Origin of the sequence: Streptomyces spiroverticillatus (genome assembly GCA_014650415.1) — a bacterium.
GTDB lineage: Bacteria > Actinomycetota > Actinomycetes > Streptomycetales > Streptomycetaceae > Streptomyces > Streptomyces spiroverticillatus.
This window is the reverse complement of sequence record BMUX01000015.1, coordinates 56,539-80,362: the sequence shown is the minus strand read 5'-3', so window position 1 is coordinate 80,362 and position 23,824 is coordinate 56,539. Positions and strand designations below refer to the sequence as shown.

Sequence of the window (23,824 nt, the reverse complement as noted above, 5' to 3'; positions counted from 1 at the left end):
GTCACTGGGAAAGTGACCCGCACCCGGGCTCGTACGACCAACCCCGGAGGGGACTAGTCGTTGCCGTTGCCGTTGCCGGACGGCGTCGTCTTGGCGATCTGCATCAGGAACTCGGCGTTCGACTTCGTCTGCTTCATCTTGTCGAGAAGCAGCTCGATCGCCTGCTGGGAGTCCAGCGCGTGCAGGACGCGGCGGAGCTTCCAGACGATGGCGAGTTCCTCCGAGTTGAGGAGGATCTCTTCCTTGCGGGTGCCGGACGGGTCCACGTCCACCGCCGGGAAGATCCGCTTGTCCGCGAGCTTCCGGTCGAGCTTGAGCTCCATGTTGCCGGTGCCCTTGAACTCCTCGAAGATCACCTCGTCCATGCGGGACCCGGTGTCCACCAGCGCGGTGGCGAGGATGGTCAGCGAGCCGCCGTCCTCGATGTTGCGCGCCGCGCCGAAGAAGCGCTTCGGCGGGTAGAGGGCGGTCGAGTCGACACCACCGGAGAGGATGCGCCCGGAGGCCGGGGCCGCCAGGTTGTAGGCGCGGCCCAGGCGGGTGATCGAGTCGAGGAGGACGACCACGTCGTGGCCCAGCTCCACGAGGCGCTTCGCGCGCTCGATGGCGAGCTCGGCGACCGTGGTGTGGTCCTCGGCGGGGCGGTCGAAGGTCGAGGAGATGACCTCGCCCTTCACCGACCGCTGCATGTCGGTGACCTCTTCCGGACGCTCGTCGACCAGGACGACCATCAGGTGGCACTCGGGGTTGTTGACCGTGATCGCGTTGGCGATGGCCTGCATGATCATGGTCTTACCGGTCTTCGGCGGGGCCACGATCAGACCGCGCTGGCCCTTGCCGATCGGCGCGACGAGGTCGATGATCCGGGTCGTCAGGACGCCCGGGTCGGTCTCCAGACGCAGCCGGTCCTGCGGGTACAGCGGGGTGAGCTTCTGGAACTCGGGGCGGCCTCGGCCGCTCTCCGGCGCCATGCCGTTGACGGAGTCCAGGCGCACCAGCGCGTTGAACTTCTCGCGGCGCTCACCGTCCTTGGGCTGGCGGACCGCACCCGTGGTGTGGTCGCCCTTGCGCAGGCCGTTCTTGCGGACCTGGGCGAGCGAGACGTACACGTCGTTCGGGCCCGGCAGGTAGCCGGACGTACGGATGAACGCGTAGTTGTCGAGGATGTCCAGGATGCCCGCGACGGGGATCAGGACGTCGTCGTCGTTCACCTGCGGCGGCGCGTCGCTGCCGAACTCGTCGCGGCCACGACGGCCACGGCGGTCGCGGTAACGGCCCCGACGGCCCCGGCGGCCGCCCGCGTCATCGTCGTAGCCGTCGTCCTGGGGACCGTTGTCACGGTTGTCGCGACCCTGGTTTCCCTGATTCCCCTGGCTGCCGCCGCCCTGGCTCTGGCCCTGGCGCTGCTGGCGGCCCTGGCCGCCCTGCTCGTCGCCGCCCTTGTTGCCGCGGTCGCGGTCACGGTCGCGGCGGCTCTGGCGGTCCTGGCGGTCGCCGCGGCCCTGGCGGTCACCGCGGTTGCCGCGCTCACGGCGGCCCTCGGCGTTGTCGACCGCCTGGTCGGCCTTGGCGTCCGTCTTGGTGTCCGTCAGCGCCTCGGCCTTGACCTCGGTCTTGACGTCGCCCTTGGGCTCGGACTTCTGGCGGTCCGTCACCTCGCTTGCGGCGGTGGCCTGTTCGGGGCTGCCGGCCGCGGCGGTGGCACGACGGCGGCGGCGCTCGACGGGCTGGTCGTCGCTCGCGGGCTGGCCCGGGATGTCGATCTGCTGCTGGGCGACGGCCTTCTCGGCCTTCGCCACGGGCTCGGCTTCCGGAGCGGCCTCGACGGTACGGGCCTTGGAGGTGGCGCGGCGCTTCGGCTTGGCCTCGGCCTCGGCCGGGGCGCTCTTGGCCGGGGCGGAGCCGCCGCCTGCCTGCGTCTCCTTGATGACCTCGATCAGCTGGCCCTTGCGCATGCGCGCGGTGCCCTTGATCCCGAGGCCGGACGCGACCTGCTGCAGCTCGGCCAGGACCATGCCGTCCAGGCCGGTGCCGGAGCGGCGGCGCCGTGGGGCACTGCCGGTGGCAGCACCTGCGTCGGACGCATTGTCGACATTCTTGTCGGCAGTCACGCCCATCAGATCGGTGGTGTCGCTCACGAAGGGTCCTTCCCTGGAGCGGACGTCGGCCTGTCTGGCTCGGCGACCGGTTGTGCTGTCCGGCGGTCCCATGGAGAACCGTGCCGGGGCGGTGGTCCGCCGGATGTGGCGGAGAGATAAACGTGCGTGGGGTTCCGACCCGAAGTCCCCAGTTGCCCCCTCTGGGAAGAACGCGGGGTGTCGTGCCGGTTCCGGAGCGTGCTCAAAACTGCTCAGGCAGGCTGCTCAGGCAGTTTGGGGAGGCTCCCGGAAGAAGATGGTCCCGAAGGGGACACGATGCACCGCGCCGCAAGGGCGTCGGATGCAGACTTGAGATTAACACTACCGGCTCCAACAAACATTCCCCCTCTCTTCCACCGGCAATCGCTCACGGTCCTATTCGGACACGTCCTGCGGTGCGAGCGGAAGCACGCTCGCCCCTGCGGCGTCGAGGTCGAGCCGCGCCGCGGCCCAGCCCTCGCCCGCCATCCGTACGACCTTGTCGGCCGCATGGTCCACAGTGAGCGCCATGACCGTGGGGCCGGCGCCGGAGATGACGGCGGGTACGCCGTCCGCGCGCAAACGGGCCACCAGCGCGAGGCTCTCGGGCATCGCGGGGGTCCGGTAGTCCTGGTGGAGACGGTCCTCGGTGGCGGGCATCAACAGCTCGGGGCGCCTGGTCAGGGCCTCGACGAGCAGGGCCGCGCGGCCCGCGTTCACGCTTGCGTCCACATGGGGGACCGTACGGGGAAGCAGGCCGCGGGCGGCCTCGGTGAGGACCGGCGTGGAGGGGACGAAGACCACCGGGACGAGGGAATCGTCGGGGTCCATCCTGATCGCGCGGGCCGCGCCGCCGTCCATCCAGGCGAGGGTGAAGCCGCCGAGGAGGCAGGCGGCGACGTTGTCGGGGTGGCCCTCGATCTCGGTGGCCAGCTCCAGCAGGGCCGCGTCGTCCAGCTTGGCGTCGCCGCCTATGGTCACGGCGCGGGCGGCCATGATGCCGGCGCAGATGGCGGCGGAGGAGGAGCCGAGGCCGCGGCCGTGCGGGATGCGGTTGGCGCAGACGATCTCCAGGCCGCGCGGCTGTCCGCCGAGGACGTCGAAGGCGGTGCGCATGGCGCGAACGAGAAGGTGCCGCTCGTCGCGGGGCAGGGTTTCGGCGCCCTCGCCCGCGATGTCGATGTGCAGGCCGGAGTCGGCCACGCGCACGACCACGTCGTCGTACAGCCCCACTGCCAGGCCGAACGCGTCGAAGCCCGGGCCGAGGTTGGCACTGGTGGCGGGGACGCGCACGCGCACGGCGGCGGCTCGGAATGCGGGACCGGCCATCGCTCGACGATCTCCTTGTGTGGCAGGGGTGTTGGCGAGGTACTGGGTGGACTTCGCTTCGGGATACCTGGCGCCCGGGCCTGTACGGCAACGACACCGCGCATATGCGGCGTGGCGGGTTCGGTACAGCCTATCGAAGGAAGGTTCCCTGGCGACATAGGGCGACCGTGTCGCTTGGGGCTGGGGTGGGGCTTGCTTGCCCGTACCGGATGCGCAGGGCGCCGGGGCGGGCCTGGTGTCCCGCGCCCCTGCGGGGCACGGCCGCACCCCGGAGAGAGGTGCGGCCGTGCAGGGAGGCGCGTAGTTACGCCAGGCCGAGCTTTTCGGCGGCGGTGGCGGCGTCGACCGGGACCGTGACCGGCTGGGGGGCGCCGGCGACGGCCCAGTCGGGGTCCTTGAGGCCGTTGCCCGTGACCGTGCAGACGATGCGCTGGCCCTTGTCGACCTTGCCCTCTTCGGCGGCCTTCAGGAGACCGGCGACCGATGCGGCCGAGGCGGGCTCCACGAAGACGCCCTCCTGGGAGGCCAACAGGCGGTAGGCGGCGAGGATTTGACGGTCCGTCACCTCGTCGATGTGGCCGCCCGACTCGTCCCGCGCGGCGAGCGCGAAGTCCCAGGAGGCCGGGTTGCCGATCCGGATCGCGGTCGCGACCGTGGACGGGTCCTTGACGATCTCGCCGCGCACGATCGGCGCCGAGCCGGAGGCCTGGTAGCCCCACATGCGCGGGGTGTGCGTGGCGAGCTTGTCGGCCGCGTACTCCTTGTAGCCCTTCCAGTACGCAGTGATGTTGCCCGCGTTGCCGACCGGCAGGACGTGGATGTCGGGCGCGTCGCCGAGCGCGTCGACGATCTCGAAGGAGGCCGTCTTCTGGCCCTCGATACGTACCGGGTTGACCGAATTGACCAGCGCCACCGGGTAGTTGTCCGAGAGCGAGCGGGCCAGGGTCAGGCAGTCGTCGAAGTTTCCGTCGACCTGGAGGATCTTCGCGCCGTGCACGAGGGCCTGGCCCATCTTGCCGAGCGCGATCTTGCCCTGCGGGACCAGCACGGCGCAGACCATGCCCGCGCGCACCGCGTAGGCGGCGGCCGAGGCGGAGGTGTTGCCGGTGGAGGCGCAGATGACGGCCTTCGCGCCCTCCTCCTTGGCCCGCGTGATCGCCATGGTCATGCCGCGGTCCTTGAAGGACCCGGTCGGATTGGCGCCCTCGACCTTGAGGTACACCTCGCAGCCCGTGCGCTCGGAGAGGACCTGAGCGCGGACGAGCGGCGTGCCGCCCTCGCCGAGCGAGACGACCGGCGTCGTGGCCGTCACCGGGAGCCGGTCCCGGTACTCCTCGATGATGCCGCGCCACTGGTGGGTGCCCTGGATGGTCATGGGTCCTTACTCCCCTTCAACACGCATGATGCTGGCGACACCTCTGACGGTGTCGAGCTTGCGCAGTGCCGCGACGGTCCCGGAGAGGGCGGCGTCGGGCGCGCGGTGGGTGACGACGACGAGGGAGGCCTCGCCGTCCTTCCCCGACTGGCGGACGGTGTCGATCGACACGTCGTGTTCGGCGAAGACCGTCGCGACCTGGGCGAGCACGCCCGGCTTGTCGGCCACGTCGAGGCTGATGTGGTACCGGGTGACGACCTCGCCCATGGGGCTCACGGGCAGGCGCGTGTACGCGGACTCGCCGGGTCCGGTGGACCCGCCCAGCTTGTTGCGGCACACCGCCACGAGGTCGCCGAGGACGGCGGACGCGGTGGGCGCGCCGCCCGCCCCGGGACCGTAGAACATGAGCTGACCGGCGGCCTCCGCTTCCACGAAGACCGCGTTGTACGCCTCGCGGACGGAGGCCAGCGGGTGGGTCAGCGGGATCATCGCCGGGTGCACGCGGGCGGTGACGGACTGCCCGTCGGCGGCGCGCTCGCAGATGGCGAGCAGCTTGACCGTGCAGCCCATGCGCTTTGCGGATGCGATGTCCGCGGCGGTGACCTCGGTGAGGCCCTCGCGGTGCACGTCGCCGATCTTGACCCGGGTGTGGAAGGCGATCCCGGCGAGGATGGCGGCCTTGGCGGCGGCGTCGAAGCCCTCGACGTCGGCGGTCGGGTCGGCCTCGGCGTATCCCAGCGCGGTGGCCTCGTCGAGCGCCTCGGAGTATCCGGCGCCGGAGGAGTCCATCTTGTCGAGGATGAAGTTCGTGGTGCCGTTGACGATGCCCAGGACCCGGTTGACCTTGTCGCCGGCGAGGGACTCGCGGAGCGGCCGTACGAGCGGGATCGCGCCCGCGACGGCGGCCTCGTAGTAGAGGTCGCGGCCGTGCTCCTCGGCGGCGGCGTGCAGTGCCGCGCCGTCCTCGGCGAGGAGTGCCTTGTTCGCGGAGACGACGGAGGCGCCGTGCTCGAAGGCGGTGGTGATGAGGGTGCGGGCGGGCTCGATGCCGCCGATGACCTCGATCACGACGTCGATGTCACCCCGTTTGACCAGGGCGGTCGCGTCGGTGGTGATGAGCGCGGGGTCGATCCCGGCGCGCACCTTCGAGGGCTGCCGCACGGCGACACCGACGAGCTCGACCGGGGCGCCGATGCGGGCCGTGAGGTCGTCGGCGTGCGTCGTCATGATGCGCGCGACTTCCGAGCCGACCACACCACAGCCCAGCAGCGCCACCTTCAGCGGACGCGTACGCATCATCCGACCTCACTCCTCATACTTCTTACGGTGTTGACCAGTCTCACCCACCGGACGGGAGTTTCTATCCCCCGTCCAGCAGGTGAGACGTGTATTTCATCAGCCGACATCGAGCCGCAGGAGATCTTCCTCGGTCTCGCGCCGTACGATCACGCGCGCCCCGCCGTCCTTGACCGCCACGACGGGCGGGCGGAGCGCGTGGTTGTAGTTGCTGGCCATGGACCGGCAGTACGCACCGGTGGCGGGCACCGCCAGCAGGTCACCGGGTGCGGTGTCCGCGGGCAGGAAGGCGTCCCGTACGACGATGTCGCCGCTCTCGCAGTGCTTGCCGACGACTCGTACCAGCATCGGCTCCGCGTCGGAGCGGCGCGAGACGAGCGCCACCGTGTACTCGGCGTCGTACAGCGCGGTGCGGATGTTGTCGGACATGCCGCCGTCGACGCTCACGTACGTCCGCAGGCCCTCCAGCGGCTTGACGGTCCCGACCTCGTACAGCGTGAAGGCGGTGGGACCGACGATGGCGCGGCCGGGCTCGACGGAGATCCGGGGGGTGCGGAGCTTTGCTGCTTCGCATTCGCGAGTGACGATCTCGGTCAGCGCCTTGGCGATGTCCTGGGGCTCGCGCGGGTCGTCCTCGGAGGTGTACGCGATGCCGAGGCCGCCGCCGAGGTCGATCTCGGGCAGCTCGACGCCGTGCTCGTCGCGCACCTCCGCGAGGAGCTGCACGACGCGCCGCGCGGAGACCTCGAAGCCGGCCATGTCGAAGATCTGCGAGCCGATGTGGGAGTGGATGCCGATCAGCTCGAGGCCGTCCAGCTTGAGCGCCCGGCGCACGGCCTCGGCGGCCTGTCCCCCGGCCAGCGCGATGCCGAACTTCTGGTCCTCGTGGGCGGTGGCGATGAACTCGTGCGTGTGCGCCTCGACGCCGACGGTCACCCGGATCTGCACGCGCTGGCGCTTGCCCAGCTCCTGCGCGATGTGCGCGACGCGGACGATCTCCTGGAAGGAGTCGAGGACGATCCGCCCGACGCCGACCTCGACGGCCCTGCGGATCTCGCCCTCGCTCTTGTTGTTGCCGTGGAAGGCGATGCGCTCGGCGGGCATCCCGGCGTCCAGCGCGGTGGTCAGCTCGCCCCCGGAGCACACGTCCAGGTTGAGCCCCTCCTCCTTCAGCCAGCGCACGATCGCGCGCGACAGGAAGGCCTTGCCGGCGTAGAAGACGTCGGCCTCGGTACCGAAGGCGTCGGCCCAGGCACGGCAGCGGGCGCGGAAGTCGGCCTCGTCCAGGAAGTAGGCCGGAGTCCCGAACTCCTCGGCCAGACGCGTCACTTCGATCCCCCCGACGCGTACGACACCGTCCTCGCCGCGCTCGACGGTGCGCGCCCAGACCTTCTCGTCGAGGGCGTTGAGGTCGTCGGCGGGGGCGGTGTAGTGGCCCTCGGGAAGGACGTCGGCGTGGCGGGGCCCGGCGGGGTGGGCGGAACGGCTCATGGTTCTCTCTCACTCACAGGTGGTCTGGTGCGCTGACGCCGAGCTGGGACAGGCCGCCGGCCAGCACCGTCCCGGCGGCTTCGGCGACTGCCAGCCGGGAGCGGTGGGCGGCCGAGGGTTTCTCGTCGCCGAGCGGCAGGACGGGGTGCGTGTCCTGGAAGCGGAGGAAGGCGTCGGCGACGGCGACGAGGTGCCGGGCGAGCCGCTCGGGCGCGCCGAGCCGTACGGCGGCGTCGAGCTCGACGGCGTAACCGCCGAGGAGGCCGATCAGCTCGGGGGCGTCTGTCGGGATCTCGTACGATCCACGAAATCCGAGGTCGGAGGCGTTCCTCGGGAGTGCCCGGGTCCGGGAGTACGCGTACCGCACCCGGAAGAGCGGGTTCCGCTCGTGCTGGGCGAGGAGGTCGGGGCCGGGGAGCAGGGTCGCCCACACGGCGGCGTCCCGCCCGAGCCGCAGGACGTCGGCGGCCTCGGGTTCGGGGGCGGGCAGCCGTGGATCGCGTACCAGACCCTGCTCCAGCAGTTCCCGTACGACCTGGTCCTGCACCTCTCCCGCGAGGGTGAAGCTGAGGAATCCGGGGCCGGTGATGTCGACGGCGGCGATTCCGGGCGTGCCCGCGAGCCGCTCCTTCAGCACTTCGGCGACCTCGTACGGCGTCTTCCCGGCCTGCTTGGCGAGCCGGAGGGCGATGTTGCTGGCCCAGTCGCCGGTGCCCCCGGGGCGGGTGCGCTCGACGGCGGCCCGTTCGGGCACCGGAGCGGTCAAGGCGTCCTCCTCGACGGCGCGGCGCACGGCGCGCAGCACGGTACGGGAGAGCTCTGCGGGGGTCACGGGGCCAGCCTAGGCGAGGAGGGGGGCTCCCCCGCCAACGGGTTTCAGCATGCGGGCGGCCGTGTCACGGGGCGGGCGGGTGTCCTCCCGTACGGTGTCCCCCCGGATGGCGGACGCACGGGGCCGGATGACCGCCGTCGGACGACGGCGGCTCCTCCTGACCCGCCAGCCTCCGCACGAGCCGGACCAGTTCGGCGGGCTCGAAAGGCTTGGAAAGGAAGGCGTCCACTCCGGCGGCGAGGCCGCTCTCCACTTCGTACTGCGTACAGGCACTGACGATGGCGACGGGCAGGTGGCTGGTGCGCGGGTCGGCGCGGAGGCGGGCGGCGGTGCTGATGCCGTCGAGCCGGGGCATGACGACGTCGAGGGTGATCACGTCGGGGCAGGTGCGGTGCACGATCTCCAGGCACTCGGCACCGTCGGACGCGGTCACGACCTCGAAGCCCTCCAGTTCGAGATTGACCGTGATCAGCTGGCGGATGACCTTGTTGTCGTCGACGACAAGGACCCGGCCGGACGCGCCTGGCACTCTTCGAGAGTAGGTCGGACTCCCGTACCGCGTCCGGGTTTTGCCCACTTCGGCCCCGTGCGGGGGAAGCGCTTGCGGGAGGCTGACGTGCGGATGCCGCAGATATCTGTGCACGGGCACGGCCCGGGAGCTGGTAAGGTTCACCACGTCGCCGACACACCGGACGACATGCCCCCGTAGCTCAGGGGATAGAGCATCGGCCTCCGGAGCCGGGTGCGCAGGTTCGAATCCTGCCGGGGGCACTTGAAAGACGAGACGGTGATTTTTGTCCGGGTTCTCGTCCGGAGAGTGTCAAGATCGGGTGTCCGTACTTCGGTACGGACACCCGATTTTTTTGTGCCGTTTCATGCCCTGCATCCGGCCCCGGCAATCTGATCAATGGGGTCTCAACTCGGCCTTCTCCACGTAAAGTTCACGTGGAGAACATCGATTCCGTTCACTGCACCGGGGGTAACAGTGATCAGAGTTCTGCTCGCCGAGGACATGCTCATGCTGCGCCGCGCACTGATCTCGCTCCTGGAGCTGGAGCCCGGCATCGAGGTGGTGGCCGAGACCGGCAACGGCGACGACGTGCTGCCGCTGGCGCTCGAGCACCGGCCCGACGTGGCGGTCCTCGACATCGACATGCCGGGGATCGACGGCATCGAGGCGGCCGCGCTGCTCCACCTGAAGCTGCCGGAGTGCCGTACGGCCATTCTGACCACCCTGGGCCGGCCGGGGAATCTGCGGCGGGCGCTGGCGGCACACGCCTCCGGGTTCCTGCTCAAGGACACCGAGCCGGCCCGGCTGGCGGCGGCGATCCGTGAGGTCGCCGCCGGGGGCAAGGTGGTGGATCCGGAGCTGGCGCTCAGCGCCCTTCAGGCGGAGGAGAGTCCGCTCGGGCCCCGGGAGAGCGACGCGCTGCGGCTGGCCGCGCAGGGTGCGGACGCGCCGGAGATAGCCCGCACGCTCTGCCTGTCCCCGGGCACCGTGCGCAATTACCTGACCTCCGCGGTGACCAAGCTCAATGCCCGGAACCGGATGGATGCCGTACGGATCGCCCGCGAGGCGGGGTGGCTGTGAGCGGGTCCCCCTCGGCCCCCGCCCCGGCCCGCACGGGCAGGACGACGATCAGCTCGTAGAGGCCGTCGGCGCGCTCGCCCGAGGTGAGCCGGCCACCAAGTCCCCTCGCCCTCTCCGCGAGGCTGCTCAGCCCGATGCCCCCCGGCCCGGTGTCGCCGGACTGCTGGGGGATGTGGGCGAGCCGGGACTGCCGGAGGCCGTCGTTGACGATCTTCAGGTGTACGGATCCCTCGTCCGTACCGGCTTCGACCACGCACTTCTGCGCCTTGCTGTGGCGGAGCACATTGGTGATGCCCTCCCTCAGCACGGCTGCCAGGACGATGTCGACCGCCGGTGGCACCTGGTTCACGTTCATCCGCATCTCGGCGTGGATGCCGATCGCGCGCAGCAGGGAGGAGGCGGCCGCGACCTCGCGTTCCAGGCTCATCCGCAAATAGCTGCTGGCCACCGACCTGACCTCCTTCAGCGCCTGCCGGGAAGCCTGGACGACCTCGGCCAACTCCTGCTCTGCGCGCGCTGGTTGGTCGCTCATGAGGCGCTGCGTCAGCTCGCACTTGAGCGTGATGGTGGCGAGGCTGAAGCCGAGCAGGTCGTGCAGGTCACGGGCGAAGCGCACCCGCTCCTGGGCGAGGGTGAGCCGCACCAGCTCGTCACGGGCCGCCTGGACCTCGCCGATGAGGCTGGAGAGCAGGCTCAGCCCGTACACCACGAGTCCGGTGAGGATCGTGGCCACGAGGTTGTAGGCCAGGTCGCCCACTCCGTAGCCGACCGCGAACTGCACGCCGCCCGTCGCCGCGACGACCAGGGCGAAGGCCGACCAGGCGAGCGTGGGCCTCAGCACCAGCAGGCAGGAGGCGGCGAGGAAGCCGGGCATGCCCAGCCAGGCGGCGCCGAAGGCGAGGAAGGGGAGGAAGGTGAGCACGGCCTGGACGCTCAGGGTGATCCGCCGGCGGCCGGCCACTCCGGGGATGCGGGAGGGGAAGGAGTGGCACAGCTGAAGGCCCAGCAGGACCAGCATCAGGGCGCCGCACTCGGCGAGTCCCAGCGCGCCGAAGCCACTGCCGACGGCATGGGTGAGGCCGACTCCGAAGAAGCAGAGGATCACGACGGTGGTGATGGCGGCGGCCACACGTGGGGCCAACTCCTCGTCGTTCACGACTTTTTGGCGCGACGGGACAGCTAATGTCAGTGGACCGAACCATCGCACGAGAAACCCCCCACTCGAATGCGATTTCGCTCGGGGGCAGCATACGTGGGGATCATCGGCACCGCTCGGACACTGCCGACTTCAGGCGTTCGTCCCGCGCTCCGGCGGCGGTGCGCCGCCGCTCACCGGCACCAGCAGACCGGCGGCCTCCAGGAGCCCGACCACCAGGGCCGTTTCGGGCACCGGTCTGCCGAGCAGCGCCGAGACCTCCCGCAGTCGCGCGGGTGCGGCGTAGCAGTCGATCAGCCGCTCGGCCCGCGGGGTGTGCAGGAGCGCCCGGTGGGCGCAGGACGGCGCCTGGAGGAGACGGCCGTCGGCCGCGTCGTGCAGGGTGACGTGGCGGGAGAGGCGGTGCACCGCGTCCGGCTCCGGGCGGCCGGTGGAGAAGAGCCGGGCGCGGGGCCACTCGGGCGTCACCGTCACGTACCGGCTGCCGTCGGGAAACGCGAGCGTGCGCACCACCGCGTGGCCCGCCTTCTCCAGCACCGCCCGCAGCGCCGCGTGGTCGACGTGCTGCCCGGTCGGCACGTCGCCGTCGGTGAAGCCGGGGAGCACGTTGTCGAGGAGGACCGGACCGTACGTCATCCGCTCCAGCGCCCGTCGGACCACCGGGGCGATCGGGCCCAGCCGGGCCTCTCCCCAGGGGGTGTCGATCCGCCAGTCGCAGGGAGCGGCGGGCGACTGGCGGATCACGCAGTCCTCGCGCAGGGACCACAGCGGCAGGAGGTGCGGCTCGCGAAGCCGTGTCAGGGGAAGCATCGTCACAGGAAGAGCGGGATCGGGTTGAGGTCCTCGTAGCGGACCGGGGCACTGCGACGGCCCAGCCGCACGGGAACGTCGTACAGGCGGCCGGGGCCGAAGCGGGCCCAGAAGGGGCGCAGCCCCGGCACCATCACCTTGACCACCGGGAGGCCGGTGTCCTGGCGGGTCTGGTCGAGGACGAGGAGTTCGCTGCCGAGGGAGCGGGCCAGCCGGCCGGCTTCGGCCACGTCCTCGGCCAGGTCGGTGCGCGGGGTGTACGGGAAGTCCGCGGGCACCCGGCCGGGTTCTGCCGGGGCGGGCAGCAGGTAGGGCTGGTTGTCGGTGGTGGCGGTGTGCCACCAGGACAGCACGGCGTCGTCGTCGCAGTGGTAGCCGGTGCCGTCGGCCTCGGCCTGCACGACCGGCGGCAGCATCTGGTTCAGCTCCGCCACCGCCCGTCTCAGGGCGACCCGGGGGTCGAAGTGGGCGCCGAACCCGAGGGTGATGTCCTGCGCGGGTTTGTCGGTCCGCCGGGACAGGGCGGCGAAGACCGGGACGCCGAGGTCGCTGGTGAGGTCGAGCACCCAGAGCCGGCGCTCCAGCGCTTCGTGTCCCGTACGGACCTGCTGGACCCAGGGGTCGGCGAAGGCGTCGAGGTCCACCCCGGGCTGGCGGGTGCGGTTGTACCACCACAGGGCGACCGCGTCGCGTTCGACGAGTTCCAGGAAGCCCTGGACCACGGCGTCCTCGCGGGAGCTGCCCGCCGCGGAGCCGTTGGAGGTGGCGGTGAAGAAGCCGTGGGCGGCGGGGGCCCGGTAGTAGAGCATCGCGGTGGGCACCAGGCGCTGCCGGCCCTCGGTGAGGGACCACATGGGGGTCCAGTCGACCGGTGTGTTCTCGTCGAAGGGCTCGCATATCCGGTGGGCGGGGGTGTGGGCGGCGTTCCACTGCTCGCGGTCCGCGTACTGGCGGGGGTCGAAGAGCTGGACGGTGTCCGGGTGGACGGCCCGGTCCGCGATCTCCCGGTAGGCGGCCCGCACGGTGGGTTCGTCGCCCTGGAAGTAGCCGCTGTGCCGTTCCACCGCTTCGCACAGGGCGCTCACGCGCGCCTGGGTGCCGGTGGTTCCCTTGCCGGAGCTGTGGCTGCGCAGTCCGCTGCGCACGGCGGCGAGACCGGAGGGTTCGGCGGCCGGATTGTGCCCGGAGTGGAAGCAGTTGAGGAAGTCGGGGCCCCGGGTGTCGCGGAGGACTTCCTTGACCACTCCGGTCAGGTCGTCGACCAGGTGGCCGTGGCGCTCCAGCATCTGTTCGGCGGTCAGTGAGCGTTCGCCGGTGCCGAGGGCGGCCTTGGGGCGCGGGACGAGCGTGAAGGGGGCGTTCACCTGGCGGGCCATCAGGTCGGGTTCGCCGCAGGAGGGGCATTGCGGGCGGCGGCGCACCGGGTGGTGGCGCCCCGCCAGGGTGAGGGGGTCCAGGGTCCACAGCGCGGACTGGCCCGGGTGGCGCTGTCCCGCCAGCCACTTGGCGGCTTCCAGACAGGCGAGGTGCAGTCCCGCCGAACGGCCGGCCGGCAGCCCCGACGGCGGAGTGGTGACGGGGCGGCCGAGGGCCTGGCCCAGGTAGGTCTCGGCGGGGCGGTTGCGGCGCAGCGGTTCGGCCAGGCAGTGCCAGCAGGGGCCGTCGTCCGGGGTGAACACCGGTCCTATCCAGGGCTGTTCGCCGCCCGGACGCAGGAGCAGCCAGGGGGTCCCGGTGGCGCGGTACCCGGCGTCGAGGGCCGCGAGCCGGGGGTCGAGGTAGTCCTCGCAGACGACGACGGCGAGCGCGGGAGGTGCACCGGCCCCGCCCGGCTCGTACGGGCGCAGGCCGCCTGCGGCGAGTGCGGCGGCCATGTCGGCGGCGGCCTGCGGGCCCCGGGCGCCGAGTCCGACGACGGCGACCGTGGCTTCCAGGGTCCGGCGGGCGGCGCGCTGTCCGTCGAGTCCCGCCAGTTCCCAGAAGGCCTCCTCGGACCGCGCGGCGGTGTCCGTGCGGCGGTGGGTGAGCAGACCCGCGTCGAGGAGCCGGCCGACGATCTGCCGCACCTGGTCCGGGGTCAGTCCGGCGGGGGCCTGTTCGGCAAGCCGGTCCAGGGTGCGGGTGCCGTCGAGGAGCGGGGCCAGGGCGAGGATTCCGGCGCCGCGCAGCACGGTCACGCCGCGCTCCGACACCAGGAACACCCCTTCTCCGGGGACGACCTCGGCCGACAGGTGGTGCTTGAAGGCCAGTCCCTGTGTGGTGCACTCCGTGTTCACCATGGCTGTTCCTCGTCCCCCTCGTGCGCGGTTGCCGGCTCCTGGGCCGAAGGTCGCTGGTCTGCGGGTGACCGGCCTGCGGCGGCCGGCCCGCGGGTCACTCGCCGATGCTGATCTCGCTCCAGCAGATGCAGGTGGCGGACCGGTACTGCTCGGGGGCGAGCGGGCCGAGGTGCTCGATGACCAGGCCGTCCGCGGCCGGGATCTCGGCGCCGGGGGTTGCGGGCGTGCTGGAGGTGAGGTTCATGTCGGCCCTTTCGAGGCGAAGCGGTGTGCGCTCTGTTGCCCCAGAGTCTTCCGCGACGGCGAAAGGGCCGACAGTGCCGGTGTCACCGGCTCCGTATGAAGATGTCATGGCCGCGGTGTGCAGGAATCACATCCCGTCGGTGTCGGCCGGGGCGTCGGCCATGCCGGCGGTGAGTGTGCTGCCGTCGTCCGGGTCGATGAGCAGGAAGGAGCCGGTGCGGCGGAGTTCGGCGTACCCGTCGAGGGCGATCGGTTCGGCGGTGCGTACGACGATCCGGCCGATGTCGTTGGCCTCCAGTGCGGCGGCGCCCGGGCGTTCGGTGAGGTCGTGCAGGTCGAGCCGGGAGCCGATCTCCTGGACCACGGCCCGTACGGTGCGGGTGGTGTGCTTGAGGAGCACGCGCCGGCCCGCCCGCAGCGGTTGTTCGCTCAACTGGCAGACGGTGGCGTGCAGTTGCCGGGTGGTGCGGGGCGGGGTCCGGGCGGGGGCGATGAGGTCGCCGCGGGCGATGTCGATGTCGTCGGCCAGGCGTACGGTCACCGACTGCGGCGCCCAGGCGGCCGGGGCCGGGCCGGCCGGGGTGTCGATGGCCTCGATGACGGTCGTACGACCGGCGGGCAGCACGGTGACCGGGTCGCCGACCCGCAGCAGGCCGGAGGTGAGCTGGCCCGCATAGCCCCGGTAGTCGGGGTGGGCGGCGGAGCCGGGCCGGATGACGTACTGGACGGGCAGGCGGGCGGGTTCGGTGCGCGGGTCGACGCCGCTGTCCACGGTCTCCAGGTGCTCCAGGACGGTGGGGCCCGCGTACCAGTCCATGCGGCCGGAGGGCCGTACGACGTTGTCGCCGTCGAGCGCGGACACCGGGACGGCGGTCACTCGGGGGACGCCGAGCGCCCGGGCGCACCGGGTGAACTCGGCGGTGATGTCCGCGAAGACCTGCTCCGAAAAGCCCACCAGGTCCATCTTGTTGACGACGAGCGTCACCGCGGGGATGCGCAGGAGCGCGGTGACCGCGAGGTGGCGGCGGGTCTGTTCGACGATTCCGTGCCGTGCGTCGACCAGGACCAGGGCGAGGTCGGCGGTGGAGGCGCCGGTGACCATGTTGCGGGTGTACTGCACATGGCCGGGGGTGTCGGCGAGGATGAACCGGCGGCGGGCGGTGGCGAAGTAGCGGTAGGCCACGTCGATGGTGATGCCCTGTTCGCGTTCGGCGCGCAGTCCGTCGGTGAGCAGTGCCAGGTCGGGGGTGCTCTGGCCACGTTGGAGCGACACCGCTTCGACCGCCGCCAGCTGGTCGGAGAGTACGGACTTCGAGTCGTGCAGGAGGCGGCCCACCAGGGTGGACTTTCCGTCGTCGACCGAGCCGGCGGTGGCGAAACGCAGGGTTTTGGTGATGTCCATGACTAGAAGTAGCCCTCCTTCTTGCGGTCTTCCATGGCGGCCTCGGAGAGCTTGTCGTCGGCGCGGGTGGCGCCGCGTTCGGTGAGCCGGGAGGCGGTGATCTCGTCGATCACTTCCGCCACGCTGGTGGCCGTCGACTCCACGGCGCCGGTGCAGGACATGTCTCCGACGGTGCGGTAGCGGACCTGCTTGAGCTGGATGTGCTCGTCGTCGCGGGGGCCGCCCCAGTCGCCGGGGGCCAGCCACATCCCGTTGCGGGCGAAGACCTCGCGGTGGTGGGAGTAGTAGATCGACGGCAGGTCGATGCCCTCGCGCTGGATGTACTGCCACACGTCGAGCTCGGTCCAGTTGGAGAGGGGGAAGACGCGGACGTGTTCGCCGGGTGCGTGCCGGCCGTTGTAGAGGGACCACAGTTCGGGGCGCTGGCGGCGCGGGTCCCAGGCGCCGAACTCGTCGCGCAGGGAGAACACCCGCTCCTTGGCGCGGGCCTTCTCCTCGTCGCGCCGGCCGCCGCCGAAGACAGCGTCGTACCGTCCGGTGGAGATGGCGTCGAGCAGGGGCACGGTCTGCAGCGGGTTACGGGTGCCGTCGGGGCGTTCGCGCAGCCGGCCGTCGTCGAGGAAGTCCTGTACGTGGGCGACGTGCAGCCGCAGGCCGTGGCGGGCGACGGTGCGGTCGCGGTGGTCGAGGACCTCGGGGAAGTTGTGGCCGGTGTCGACGTGCAGCAGGGAGAAGGGGAGGGCGGCGGGGGCGAAGGCCTTCAGCGCCAGGTGCAGCATGACGATGGAGTCCTTGCCGCCGGAGAAGAGGATCACCGGCCGTTCGAACTCGCCCGCCACCTCGCGGAAGATGTGGATGGCCTCCGACTCGACGGTGTCGAGGTGCGAGAGCGCGCAGGCGTCGGTGCCGAGCGGCACGGCGGGCGCGGTCGTGAGCGCGGTCATGCCAGCCCCCGCTCGGTGAGCAGGGCGATCAGGGCGGTGGCCGAGCGCTCCACCGGTTCGTGGTGCGAGTCGATCCTCAGGTCGGGGGTGCGGGGTGCTTCGTAGGGGGCGTCGACCCCGGTCAGGCCGCTGATCTCGCCCGCGGCCCGGCTGGCGTACAGGCCCTTGACGTCACGGTGGGCGCAGACCTCCACCGGTGCGGCGACATGGACCTCCAGGAAGGCGGTACGGCTCCTGGCGTGCGAGGAGCGCACGTCCGCACGGGAGTCGGCGTAGGGGGCGATGACGGGGACCAGGACGGTGACGCCGTTGCGGGCGAGGACCTGGGCGACGTGTCCGATGCGTACGACGTTGCGGTGCCGGTCCTCGCGGGAGAAGCCCAGGTCGTCCGAGAGGGTGCGGCGGAACTCGTCGCCGTCCAGCACTTCGACCCGGCGGCCGCGGGCGCGCAGCAGTTCGGCGGCGGCGCGGGCGACGGTGGTCTTGCCGGAACTGGGCAGTCCGGTCAGCCAGACGGTCGATCCGGGGTAGCAGGTGCAGTACGGGGCGGGGGCCGGGGGGCACACGGCCGGGGCGGTGGCACGCGGGGCCGTGGCACGCGGGACGGGGGCCGGGGCAAGGGTCTGGAGGGTCACATCGTGCTCCATTCTCGGACGGCGGCCGTCAGCAGGCGCTGGGCCCGGCGGAACTCGGCCGCGTGCAGGTGCTCGTCGGGGGTGTGGTCCAGGCTCGCGTCACCGGGGCCGTAGGCGACCATGGGAACGTCGTGCCAGGTGGTGGCGAGGGTGTTCATGTCGCTGCTCCCCTTCTTCAGCAGGTAGCGGGGCCTCGACTCCTCGCCCTGGAAGGCGCGTTGGAAGGCCTTGACCAGGGGGCTGGTGCGGGGGGTGGCGACGCCGGGGGTGGCCCGCAGCACCTCGGTCAGGACGGGTTCGCGCACTGCGGCCCGTACGGCGTCCAGGACGGTCTCCACCTGGTGCCCGGGGGGCAGCCGGACGTCCACGACGGCTTCCCCGGCCTGGACGTCGCCCTCGTTGAGGGCGCTTGCGCCCAGCGTCGCGGTGAGGGCGTCGGGCGCGACGTCGGCCACCGCGGCGCGCACTGCGGCGAGGGCTTCGACCAGCCGGTCGCCGGCCGTCCTGACGCCTTCGCCGGCGGTGTGTCCGACGCGTTCGCGGGTGTGCAGCCGGAACTTGATCAGCCCGTAGTAGCCGAGCGTGAGCGCGGACGCACCGCTGGGCTCCCCCACGATCACCGCGTCGGCCGGGCAGGTGTCGCGTACGTGGAAGGCACCTGCGGCGGTGATCTCCTCCTCCACGGCGCCGACCACCCGCAGCTCGACGCCCTCGGGGGGCTCGTAGGCGGCGAGGGTCTGGAGGAAGGTCACCAGGCTGCCCTTGGCGTCGACCGAACCGCGCCCGTGGAGCACGTCGCCGTCCCAGCGGACCGGCCAGCGGTGCGGCACCGTGTCCAGGTGACCGAGCATCAGGAGCCGCCGGTCGCCCGCTCCCTTGGTCACCACGAGGTTGCCCGCGGTGTCGATCTCGTTCTTGAGCCCCTGGTCGGAACACCAGGCGGCGAGGAACTCGGCGAGTTCCCGTTCGTCGCGGGAGACCGAGGAGATCTGCACCGCCCGGGACAGCAGGTTCAGGTCGGGTGCGGGAGGGGTGGCGCCCCAGAACCGGGTCGAGGAGGCCGTGGACAGGGTGTGCGGGCCGGTGATCGCGGTGTCGGAGGTGCCCCGGACGGCGATCTCGGCGGCCCTGACCTTCTGCCGCATCCGGCCCCGGGCGTACTGGCCGCCCTCGCCGGGGCCGATGTGGTGCAGGGTGCTGGCCGCGTCCGCGGGGTCGGCGAGCAGGCCGGCGGTGCCGGTCACCAGGCGCAGGTGGTCGGCGTCCAGGGCGCGCGCCAGCTCGCCTGCGAGGACGTCGGCGTCGACGTTGAGCGCCGAGCCGCCTTCCGCGTCGGCGACCGGCGGGGAGAGGCAGACCACGTCGAAGGCCCGGAGCAGGGCGTTGATGCGGGGGACGTCGATCGCGGCGACGGTGCCGGCGCGGTGGTCGCGTACGACGCGCAGCCGGCCGTTGTCCCGGACCCGCAGGGGACCGTTGACGGTCGCCCTGACCAGGGCGCCGGTGCGGGCCACCGCGGCGAAGACCGACAGGCCGCGCCCGGTCAGCTCCTCCTCGATCAGCGGCAGGGTGACCTGCTCGTACGCGGCGACGATGTGCGGCATCTCCTGGGGCGGGCAGTAGCGGATGTCGTCACCGGTGCGGGAGACCAGGGTGCGGATCTCCCGCCCGGTGCGCCGGTAGTGCTCGGCGATGCCTGCCGCTCCGCCCGCGACGACGAGCAGCCGGGCGCCTCGGCGGCGCAGGGCCAGCAGTTCGTCGTAGACGTGGCGGTGCGCCAGGGTGGCGCTGCCGAGTTTGACCACGTAGAGCGCGGCCTCGCGTGAGCTGGCGGCTTCCTCCAGTGCCGGCATGTGCGAACTCCTTCGGGTGCCGGGGCGGGACGGGACGAGGTGGGTGAAAGGGGTGGCGCGGTAAGGGGGATGGTCGGCTCAGCCGATGCCCCGGGTGCTGCCGCCGTCGGCCACCAGCACGCTGCCGGTGACGAAGGAGGCCTGTTCGCTGGCGAGGAAGGACACCAGTGCACCCAGGTCCTCGGCCCGGCCGATCCGGCCGAGCGGCAGTCCGGCCGCGACCTCGGCGAGGCGCTCCTCCACCCGGTCGCCGTACTGCTCGTCGAGGATCGGGGTGCGGTGGAAGCCGGGGGCGAGGACGTTGACCGTCACCCCGCAGGCCCCGAAGTGCGCGACGAGGCCCTTGGCGAAGCCGAGAACCCCGAGTCGGGCCACCGAGGAGAGGCCGCTGCCCGGGTGGGGCTGGCGCACCGACTCGGAGGTGATCATGACGATGCGCCCCCAGCCGGCCCGCTTCAGCAGGGGTGCGGCGGCCAGTGCCAGCGAGACGTGGGGCAGCAGGTTGTCGTTGACGGCCTCCCGGTACTCGGCGACCTCGAAGTCCTGGACCGGGCCGAAGGGCACGCCGCCGGAGTTGGTGACCACCACGTGCAGGGCGCCGAGTTCGCGCTCGGTCTCCCGCACCCATGCGGCGGCGGCGTGCTCGTCGCGCAGGTCCACCGTCCGGCTCAGCACCCGGCCGGGGCCTCCGGCGTCCACCTCCTTGTGGGCCCGGGCCAGGCGCTGCGGGTCGCGGCCGCAGATCGACACGTCGCAGCCCTCGGCGGCGAGCGCCTTGGCCGTCGCGAGTCCGATGCCGCTGCTGGAGGCGGCCACCAGGGCGACGCGGCCGTCGAGTCCCAGGTTCACCAGACCTCACCCGGCCACAGCGGGCGGAGCAACGGTCCGCTCCGGCCCTCCTCGCGGGCAGCGGTCCCGGGGGCGGGGGCGGCGGACGCGGGAGCCGGGGTGGAGGAGCCCGAAGTGCCGTGCGGAAGGCCGCTGTTGGGCCGATGAGGCGCGGACGTGAGCGGATATCCGTACCGTCCCAGCAACGGCAGTGCCGGTACGGTCGCCGACCTGACTTCGGCGGGGCCGAGCGCGGTGTGCCAGCGACCGTCGGGCCTGATCCGGGTCACGCCGTGCCGGAGCCGGTCCGGGTTGCCGGTGACGGTGTGGTTGACGCCGAGTGCGACGCTGCCCGCCGCGTCGACGGGCGACGCGTCGTCGAGGCCCGCGAAGCGGATGACCTCGGCCACCGTCTCCCGGGGGCGGGCGCAGAGGTCCTCGTGCCGGATCCGCAGGTACCTGTCGCCGGCCGCCCTGCCGACGAGTTCGGACGCCAGGTTGAAGGCCGTCCAGTAGCGGCTGCTGCGGGACGCGGACATCGGGTCGATGTACTCCTTCGCGCCCCGGTAGGACAGGGCGGTGGCCCGGGGGTCGCGCACCATGTGCAGCACGCGTACGTCGAGGTCGTCGCGGCCGAGCAGGGCCGCGGCCTCCGCCGGGCACTTGGAGCCGTCGACCACCAGGCGCTCGCCGCCGTGCCCGGCCAGGTGCCGGTAGACGGCGGCCGACTGGTCGAGGAGCCGGGTGACGTCGGCGGGCACGGGCTGCCTGTGCTGCGCCTCGGCGAGCCGGGCCCGGGTGTGCCGGGTGCGCATCAGCTGCTGCTGGAGCGCCAGCATGCGGCGTGCGGTCTCCTCGGTGGTCCCGGCCGGGAGTGCGGCGAGCGCGCGGGACCAGAGCGGGCATGCGGTCACCGGTTCTCCGCAGCCGCAGGTGGAGTTGGTGCCGGCGCCCAGGACGCCGTTCTTCCACAGGAAGTGCAGCTCGCCGATGTGCAGGACGCCGGGGAGCTCGTTGAGGACGTTGCCGAGCAGCGTGCTGCCGCTGCGCATCCATCCGGTGATGTACAGGACTCGGGCGGGAGGGCCGGTCACGGTGGGGACCCTTTCGTCGGGCTGAGTCGGGCTGAGTCGGGCTGAGTCGGACTGCTTCGGTCTGCTGAGGGCAGTCGCCGCCGGTCAGTCGCTGGTCAGCAGGAGGAAGTGCTGCGGCAGGTGGACGGCGAGTCCGATCCGGCTCGACGCCTCCACGACGTCGCCGCCGTCCGGGCCCTGGCCGCGCAGCAGCGTCAGCGAGGCGACCGAGGGCACCAGCAGCGTCACGGCGGCCCGGAAGTCGCCGAGCAGCACCTGGCCGCGCGGGATCATGCGGGTGCGGGAGACGGTGATGCCCGCCGCGCCGAGCTGGCCGAGCACTCCGGTGCGCACCAACTCCCAGTAGGTGAAGGGGTGCACGACGATGCCGTCGCAGGAACCGCCGGTCTCCTCGACCTCCGCCGCAGCCTCGGTGATGGAGGCGTACACGTCGTCGCCGAGGCGGCCCGTACGGATGCCCGGCAGGTCGAGCAGCCCGGTGATGGCCTTGTCCTCGCTGCCGTGCAGCAGAGTCTGGTTCTCCACAACCGACAGGCGCACCAGCACCCGGTAGTCGACGAAGGAGGCGAGCAGCGCCGGCTGGTCGAGCAGCCCGTCGGGCAGCGGCACCCGCACCACCAGGTCGGTGAGCTCGGCGTGCTCCACCCGGGAGGTGAAGGAGCCCTCGGGCGTGGTGCGGTAGGAGGTGCCGGACGCCACCAGCCGGGCGGCCGGCTCGTGGACATACGGCACCGGCGCGTCGGCGACCTGCGCCGTCTTCAGCAGGTGTCGTACGGCATAACGCGGGCGGGTGGCGAACAGCGGGAACACCGCCGGGAGGTGGGCGCGGAACGGCACCACGCGGTCCTCGGCCGCCGCGGCCCCGCGCACCGACCAGGCGAATTCCTCGCCGGGGCTGCGCTCGGCGAGAGCCGGGTCGGCGAGCTGTATCTGGACTCCCTGCGTCACTGCCGAAGAGGCGGTGGCTGCCAGCATTTCGGTCTCCCTCGATAATTCCGGCGACGACTCCGGAAGGAATGTAAGCGGATTGACTGGGGTCGACTTTAGGTCGGATCCGCTCCGGGCCGAGAGCAAACCCGCACGCATAATTTATGGCCCGAATAAGTCGCCGTGATTGCCCGCCGATCCCCCGCAGATACCCGCCGATCCCCCGCCGGCCTGCGCAAGGAAAACTGCATGCCCCCGGCATGAAAATTTCATACGCACCTGGTGAACTGGTCCGTAGCAGCGCACGGCCCCTCCGGCCTAGGCTTGCCGCAGATTCCACAAGAAGCAGCAGGAAAGCGCCGTACAGGCAATAGAAACGGGTGGGGAGATTGCGCCACGACCTGCAAATAAATCGGCTGAGAGCGCTGGTCGCCGTGGTGGAGCACGGCGGGTTCCGCCGGGCGGCGGAGGCACTGCACATCACGCAGCCCGCGGTGAGCCAGCAGATCCGTCAGCTGGCCGGCTTCATCAAGGGACCGGTGTTCGCCTCCACCGGGCGGGACATGCGGCTCAGCCCCCAGGGCGAGGAGCTGCTCAGGTACGCGCGCCGCATCGTGGCGCTGAACGACGAGGCGGTCGCCCGCTTCGTGCCGGAGGCCGGCCAGGCGCTTCTCTCGGTGGGCGTGGCCAGCCAGCTCGCCGAGGTGCTGCCGGAGTTCCTGCGGCTGGTGAACCGGAGCCTGCCGCATGTGCAGCTCAGGGTGCGGACCGGGGCGAGCGAGGCGCTGGAGCAGCAGTGCCGCACCGGTCAGCTCGATGCCGCGCTGCTGCTCCAGGCCGGTGAGCTCGAACCCGGCACCGACCGCAGGGAACTCGGCAGGATGCGGACGGCCTGGTTCGGCCGTCCCCCCACGACGGGGGCCGTGCTGCCGGTCGCGCTGTTCCCCGACCCCTGCACCGTGCGCGCCCATGTGGGCGAGGCGCTCGACCGGGCGGGCATCGCCTGGCAGATCGCCTACGAGGGGCCCGAACTGATCGGCCTGCGGTCGGCCGCCAAGGCCGGTCTCGGGGTGACCTGCCTGGTCGCCAACGGCGACGAGCTGTGGGGGCTGCCGCTGACCGTACGTCCGGGGCTGCCGCAGCCGCCCACCCTGCCGGTGACGCTGGCGCTGGCCCACGGGGCGGTCCCGGAGGAATTCCCCCGGGTCGCGGAGCGGGCGTTCCGGCGGGCGCTGGAGGGATACCCCCTGATCACCGAGGGGGCCGAGGCGCCGGCCGTGCCCAGGACGCCGGGGCCGGGCGTACCGGTGCCGGTATAAGGCATAAGCGATCGGACTTGTTTCCATGCGAACCGCTCATGGCCGGGAACGCTGCACGGGAAATACCGAGGATAGAGTCGAATTCGATTCAGCAGCTTCTACCAGTGAGGGAAATGCCATGCCGAATACGCTGGTCGCCACCGAATGCCTCGAATGCGACGCCGTCATCCCGTGGGAGAGCGACACCCGGGTCGGCGAGATAGTCGAGTGCCCGGAATGCCGTATCGAGCTGGAGGTCGAGTCGGTGGACCCGCCGCAGCTCATTGTCGCCCCCGAGGTCGAAGAGGACTGGGGCGAATAAGC

At 71.8% G+C, this 23,824-nt stretch carries 21 protein-coding genes and 1 tRNA gene; 4 read left to right on the top strand and 18 right to left on the bottom strand.

Annotated elements, in window-relative coordinates; genetic code table 11:
- Positions 1 to 53: 53 nt before the first annotated feature.
- From rho to IE269_RS31630, 7 genes are all read right to left on the bottom strand, one after another.
- Positions 54 to 2,138: a transcription termination factor Rho gene (rho, locus tag IE269_RS31660; RefSeq protein WP_189826675.1), complete on the bottom strand. Its 2,085-nt coding sequence runs from the start codon at positions 2,136 to 2,138 to the stop codon at positions 54 to 56.
- Between the two features lie 375 nt (positions 2,139 to 2,513).
- Positions 2,514 to 3,446, bottom strand: a complete 933-nt coding sequence (thrB, locus tag IE269_RS31655) for a homoserine kinase (protein WP_189826674.1) — start codon at positions 3,444 to 3,446, stop codon at positions 2,514 to 2,516.
- Positions 3,447 to 3,750: 304 nt separating this feature from the next.
- Complete coding sequence (gene thrC / locus IE269_RS31650) at positions 3,751 to 4,821, bottom strand: threonine synthase (RefSeq protein WP_189826673.1); 1,071 nt, start codon at positions 4,819 to 4,821, stop codon at positions 3,751 to 3,753.
- 6 nt (positions 4,822 to 4,827) lie between these two features.
- Complete coding sequence (locus tag IE269_RS31645; RefSeq protein ID WP_189826792.1) at positions 4,828 to 6,117, bottom strand: homoserine dehydrogenase; 1,290 nt, start codon at positions 6,115 to 6,117, stop codon at positions 4,828 to 4,830.
- 99 nt (positions 6,118 to 6,216) lie between these two features.
- Positions 6,217 to 7,608 (bottom strand): diaminopimelate decarboxylase, encoded by a 1,392-nt coding sequence (gene lysA, locus IE269_RS31640; protein WP_189826672.1) that lies wholly within the window; start codon positions 7,606 to 7,608, stop codon positions 6,217 to 6,219.
- Between the two features lie 13 nt (positions 7,609 to 7,621).
- The gene (nrtL, locus tag IE269_RS31635; protein WP_189826671.1) at positions 7,622 to 8,440 is read right to left on the bottom strand and encodes an ArgS-related anticodon-binding protein NrtL; all 819 of its coding nucleotides are present in this window, start codon (positions 8,438 to 8,440) and stop codon (positions 7,622 to 7,624) included.
- Positions 8,441 to 8,504: 64 nt separating this feature from the next.
- A complete protein-coding gene (locus IE269_RS31630) occupies positions 8,505 to 9,017 on the bottom strand; it encodes a response regulator (RefSeq protein WP_189826670.1) in 513 nt (170 codons plus the stop codon).
- 122 nt (positions 9,018 to 9,139) lie between these two features.
- Here IE269_RS31630 and IE269_RS31625 point away from each other — a divergent pair.
- Positions 9,140 to 9,211 (top strand) — tRNA-Arg (locus IE269_RS31625).
- Between the two features lie 214 nt (positions 9,212 to 9,425).
- A complete protein-coding gene (locus tag IE269_RS31620; RefSeq protein ID WP_189826669.1) occupies positions 9,426 to 10,031 on the top strand; it encodes a response regulator transcription factor in 606 nt (201 codons plus the stop codon).
- Here the strand turns inward: IE269_RS31620 and IE269_RS31615 are convergent.
- From IE269_RS31615 to IE269_RS31565, 11 genes are all read right to left on the bottom strand, one after another.
- Positions 9,973 to 11,160, bottom strand: coding sequence for a sensor histidine kinase (locus IE269_RS31615; protein ID WP_229898388.1), 1,188 nt, complete (start codon positions 11,158 to 11,160; stop codon positions 9,973 to 9,975). The two genes, IE269_RS31620 and IE269_RS31615, sit on opposite strands and share 59 nt — an antisense overlap.
- Positions 11,161 to 11,319: 159 nt before the next feature.
- A complete protein-coding gene (locus IE269_RS31610) occupies positions 11,320 to 11,997 on the bottom strand; it encodes a hypothetical protein (protein ID WP_189826667.1) in 678 nt (225 codons plus the stop codon).
- A gap of 2 nt (positions 11,998 to 11,999) precedes the next feature.
- Positions 12,000 to 14,276 (bottom strand): TOMM precursor leader peptide-binding protein, encoded by a 2,277-nt coding sequence (locus tag IE269_RS31605; RefSeq protein ID WP_189826666.1) that lies wholly within the window; start codon positions 14,274 to 14,276, stop codon positions 12,000 to 12,002.
- A 94-nt stretch (positions 14,277 to 14,370) separates the two neighbouring features.
- Positions 14,371 to 14,520, bottom strand: coding sequence for a hypothetical protein (locus IE269_RS31600; protein ID WP_189826665.1), 150 nt, complete (start codon positions 14,518 to 14,520; stop codon positions 14,371 to 14,373).
- A gap of 126 nt (positions 14,521 to 14,646) precedes the next feature.
- A complete protein-coding gene (locus IE269_RS31595; RefSeq protein ID WP_189826664.1) occupies positions 14,647 to 15,921 on the bottom strand; it encodes a sulfate adenylyltransferase subunit 1 in 1,275 nt (424 codons plus the stop codon).
- A 2-nt stretch (positions 15,922 to 15,923) separates the two neighbouring features.
- Positions 15,924 to 16,865 (bottom strand): sulfate adenylyltransferase subunit CysD, encoded by a 942-nt coding sequence (gene cysD / locus IE269_RS31590; RefSeq protein ID WP_189826663.1) that lies wholly within the window; start codon positions 16,863 to 16,865, stop codon positions 15,924 to 15,926.
- Entirely contained in the window at positions 16,862 to 17,512 is a 651-nt protein-coding gene (gene cysC, locus IE269_RS31585) for an adenylyl-sulfate kinase (protein ID WP_189826662.1), read from the bottom strand. Before cysC ends, cysD begins: the two co-directional genes overlap by 4 nt.
- On the bottom strand, positions 17,497 to 19,353 hold the full coding sequence (locus IE269_RS31580) for a M20/M25/M40 family metallo-hydrolase (RefSeq protein WP_189826661.1): 1,857 nt from the start codon (positions 19,351 to 19,353) through the stop codon (positions 17,497 to 17,499). Before IE269_RS31580 ends, cysC begins: the two co-directional genes overlap by 16 nt.
- A 78-nt stretch (positions 19,354 to 19,431) precedes the next feature.
- Positions 19,432 to 20,202 carry an SDR family NAD(P)-dependent oxidoreductase gene (locus IE269_RS31575; RefSeq protein WP_189826660.1) on the bottom strand — a complete coding sequence of 257 codons (771 nt, stop codon included), beginning with the start codon at positions 20,200 to 20,202 and terminating at the stop codon, positions 19,432 to 19,434.
- A complete protein-coding gene (locus IE269_RS31570; RefSeq protein WP_189826659.1) occupies positions 20,199 to 21,275 on the bottom strand; it encodes a sulfotransferase in 1,077 nt (358 codons plus the stop codon). The genes IE269_RS31575 and IE269_RS31570 overlap by 4 nt, the downstream gene beginning before the upstream one ends.
- 84 nt (positions 21,276 to 21,359) lie before the next feature.
- Entirely contained in the window at positions 21,360 to 22,250 is an 891-nt protein-coding gene (locus IE269_RS31565; RefSeq protein WP_189826658.1) for a family 3 encapsulin nanocompartment shell protein, read from the bottom strand.
- A 341-nt stretch (positions 22,251 to 22,591) separates the two neighbouring features.
- Between IE269_RS31565 and IE269_RS31560 the strand changes: the two genes are divergently transcribed.
- Together IE269_RS31560 and IE269_RS31555 are read left to right on the top strand one after the other, a co-directional pair.
- Positions 22,592 to 23,521, top strand: coding sequence for a LysR family transcriptional regulator (locus IE269_RS31560; protein WP_189826657.1), 930 nt, complete (start codon positions 22,592 to 22,594; stop codon positions 23,519 to 23,521).
- Positions 23,522 to 23,639: 118 nt separating this feature from the next.
- Positions 23,640 to 23,822, top strand: a complete 183-nt coding sequence (locus tag IE269_RS31555; protein ID WP_189826656.1) for a lysine biosynthesis protein LysW — start codon at positions 23,640 to 23,642, stop codon at positions 23,820 to 23,822.
- The last annotated feature ends 2 nt before the right edge of the window (positions 23,823 to 23,824 follow it).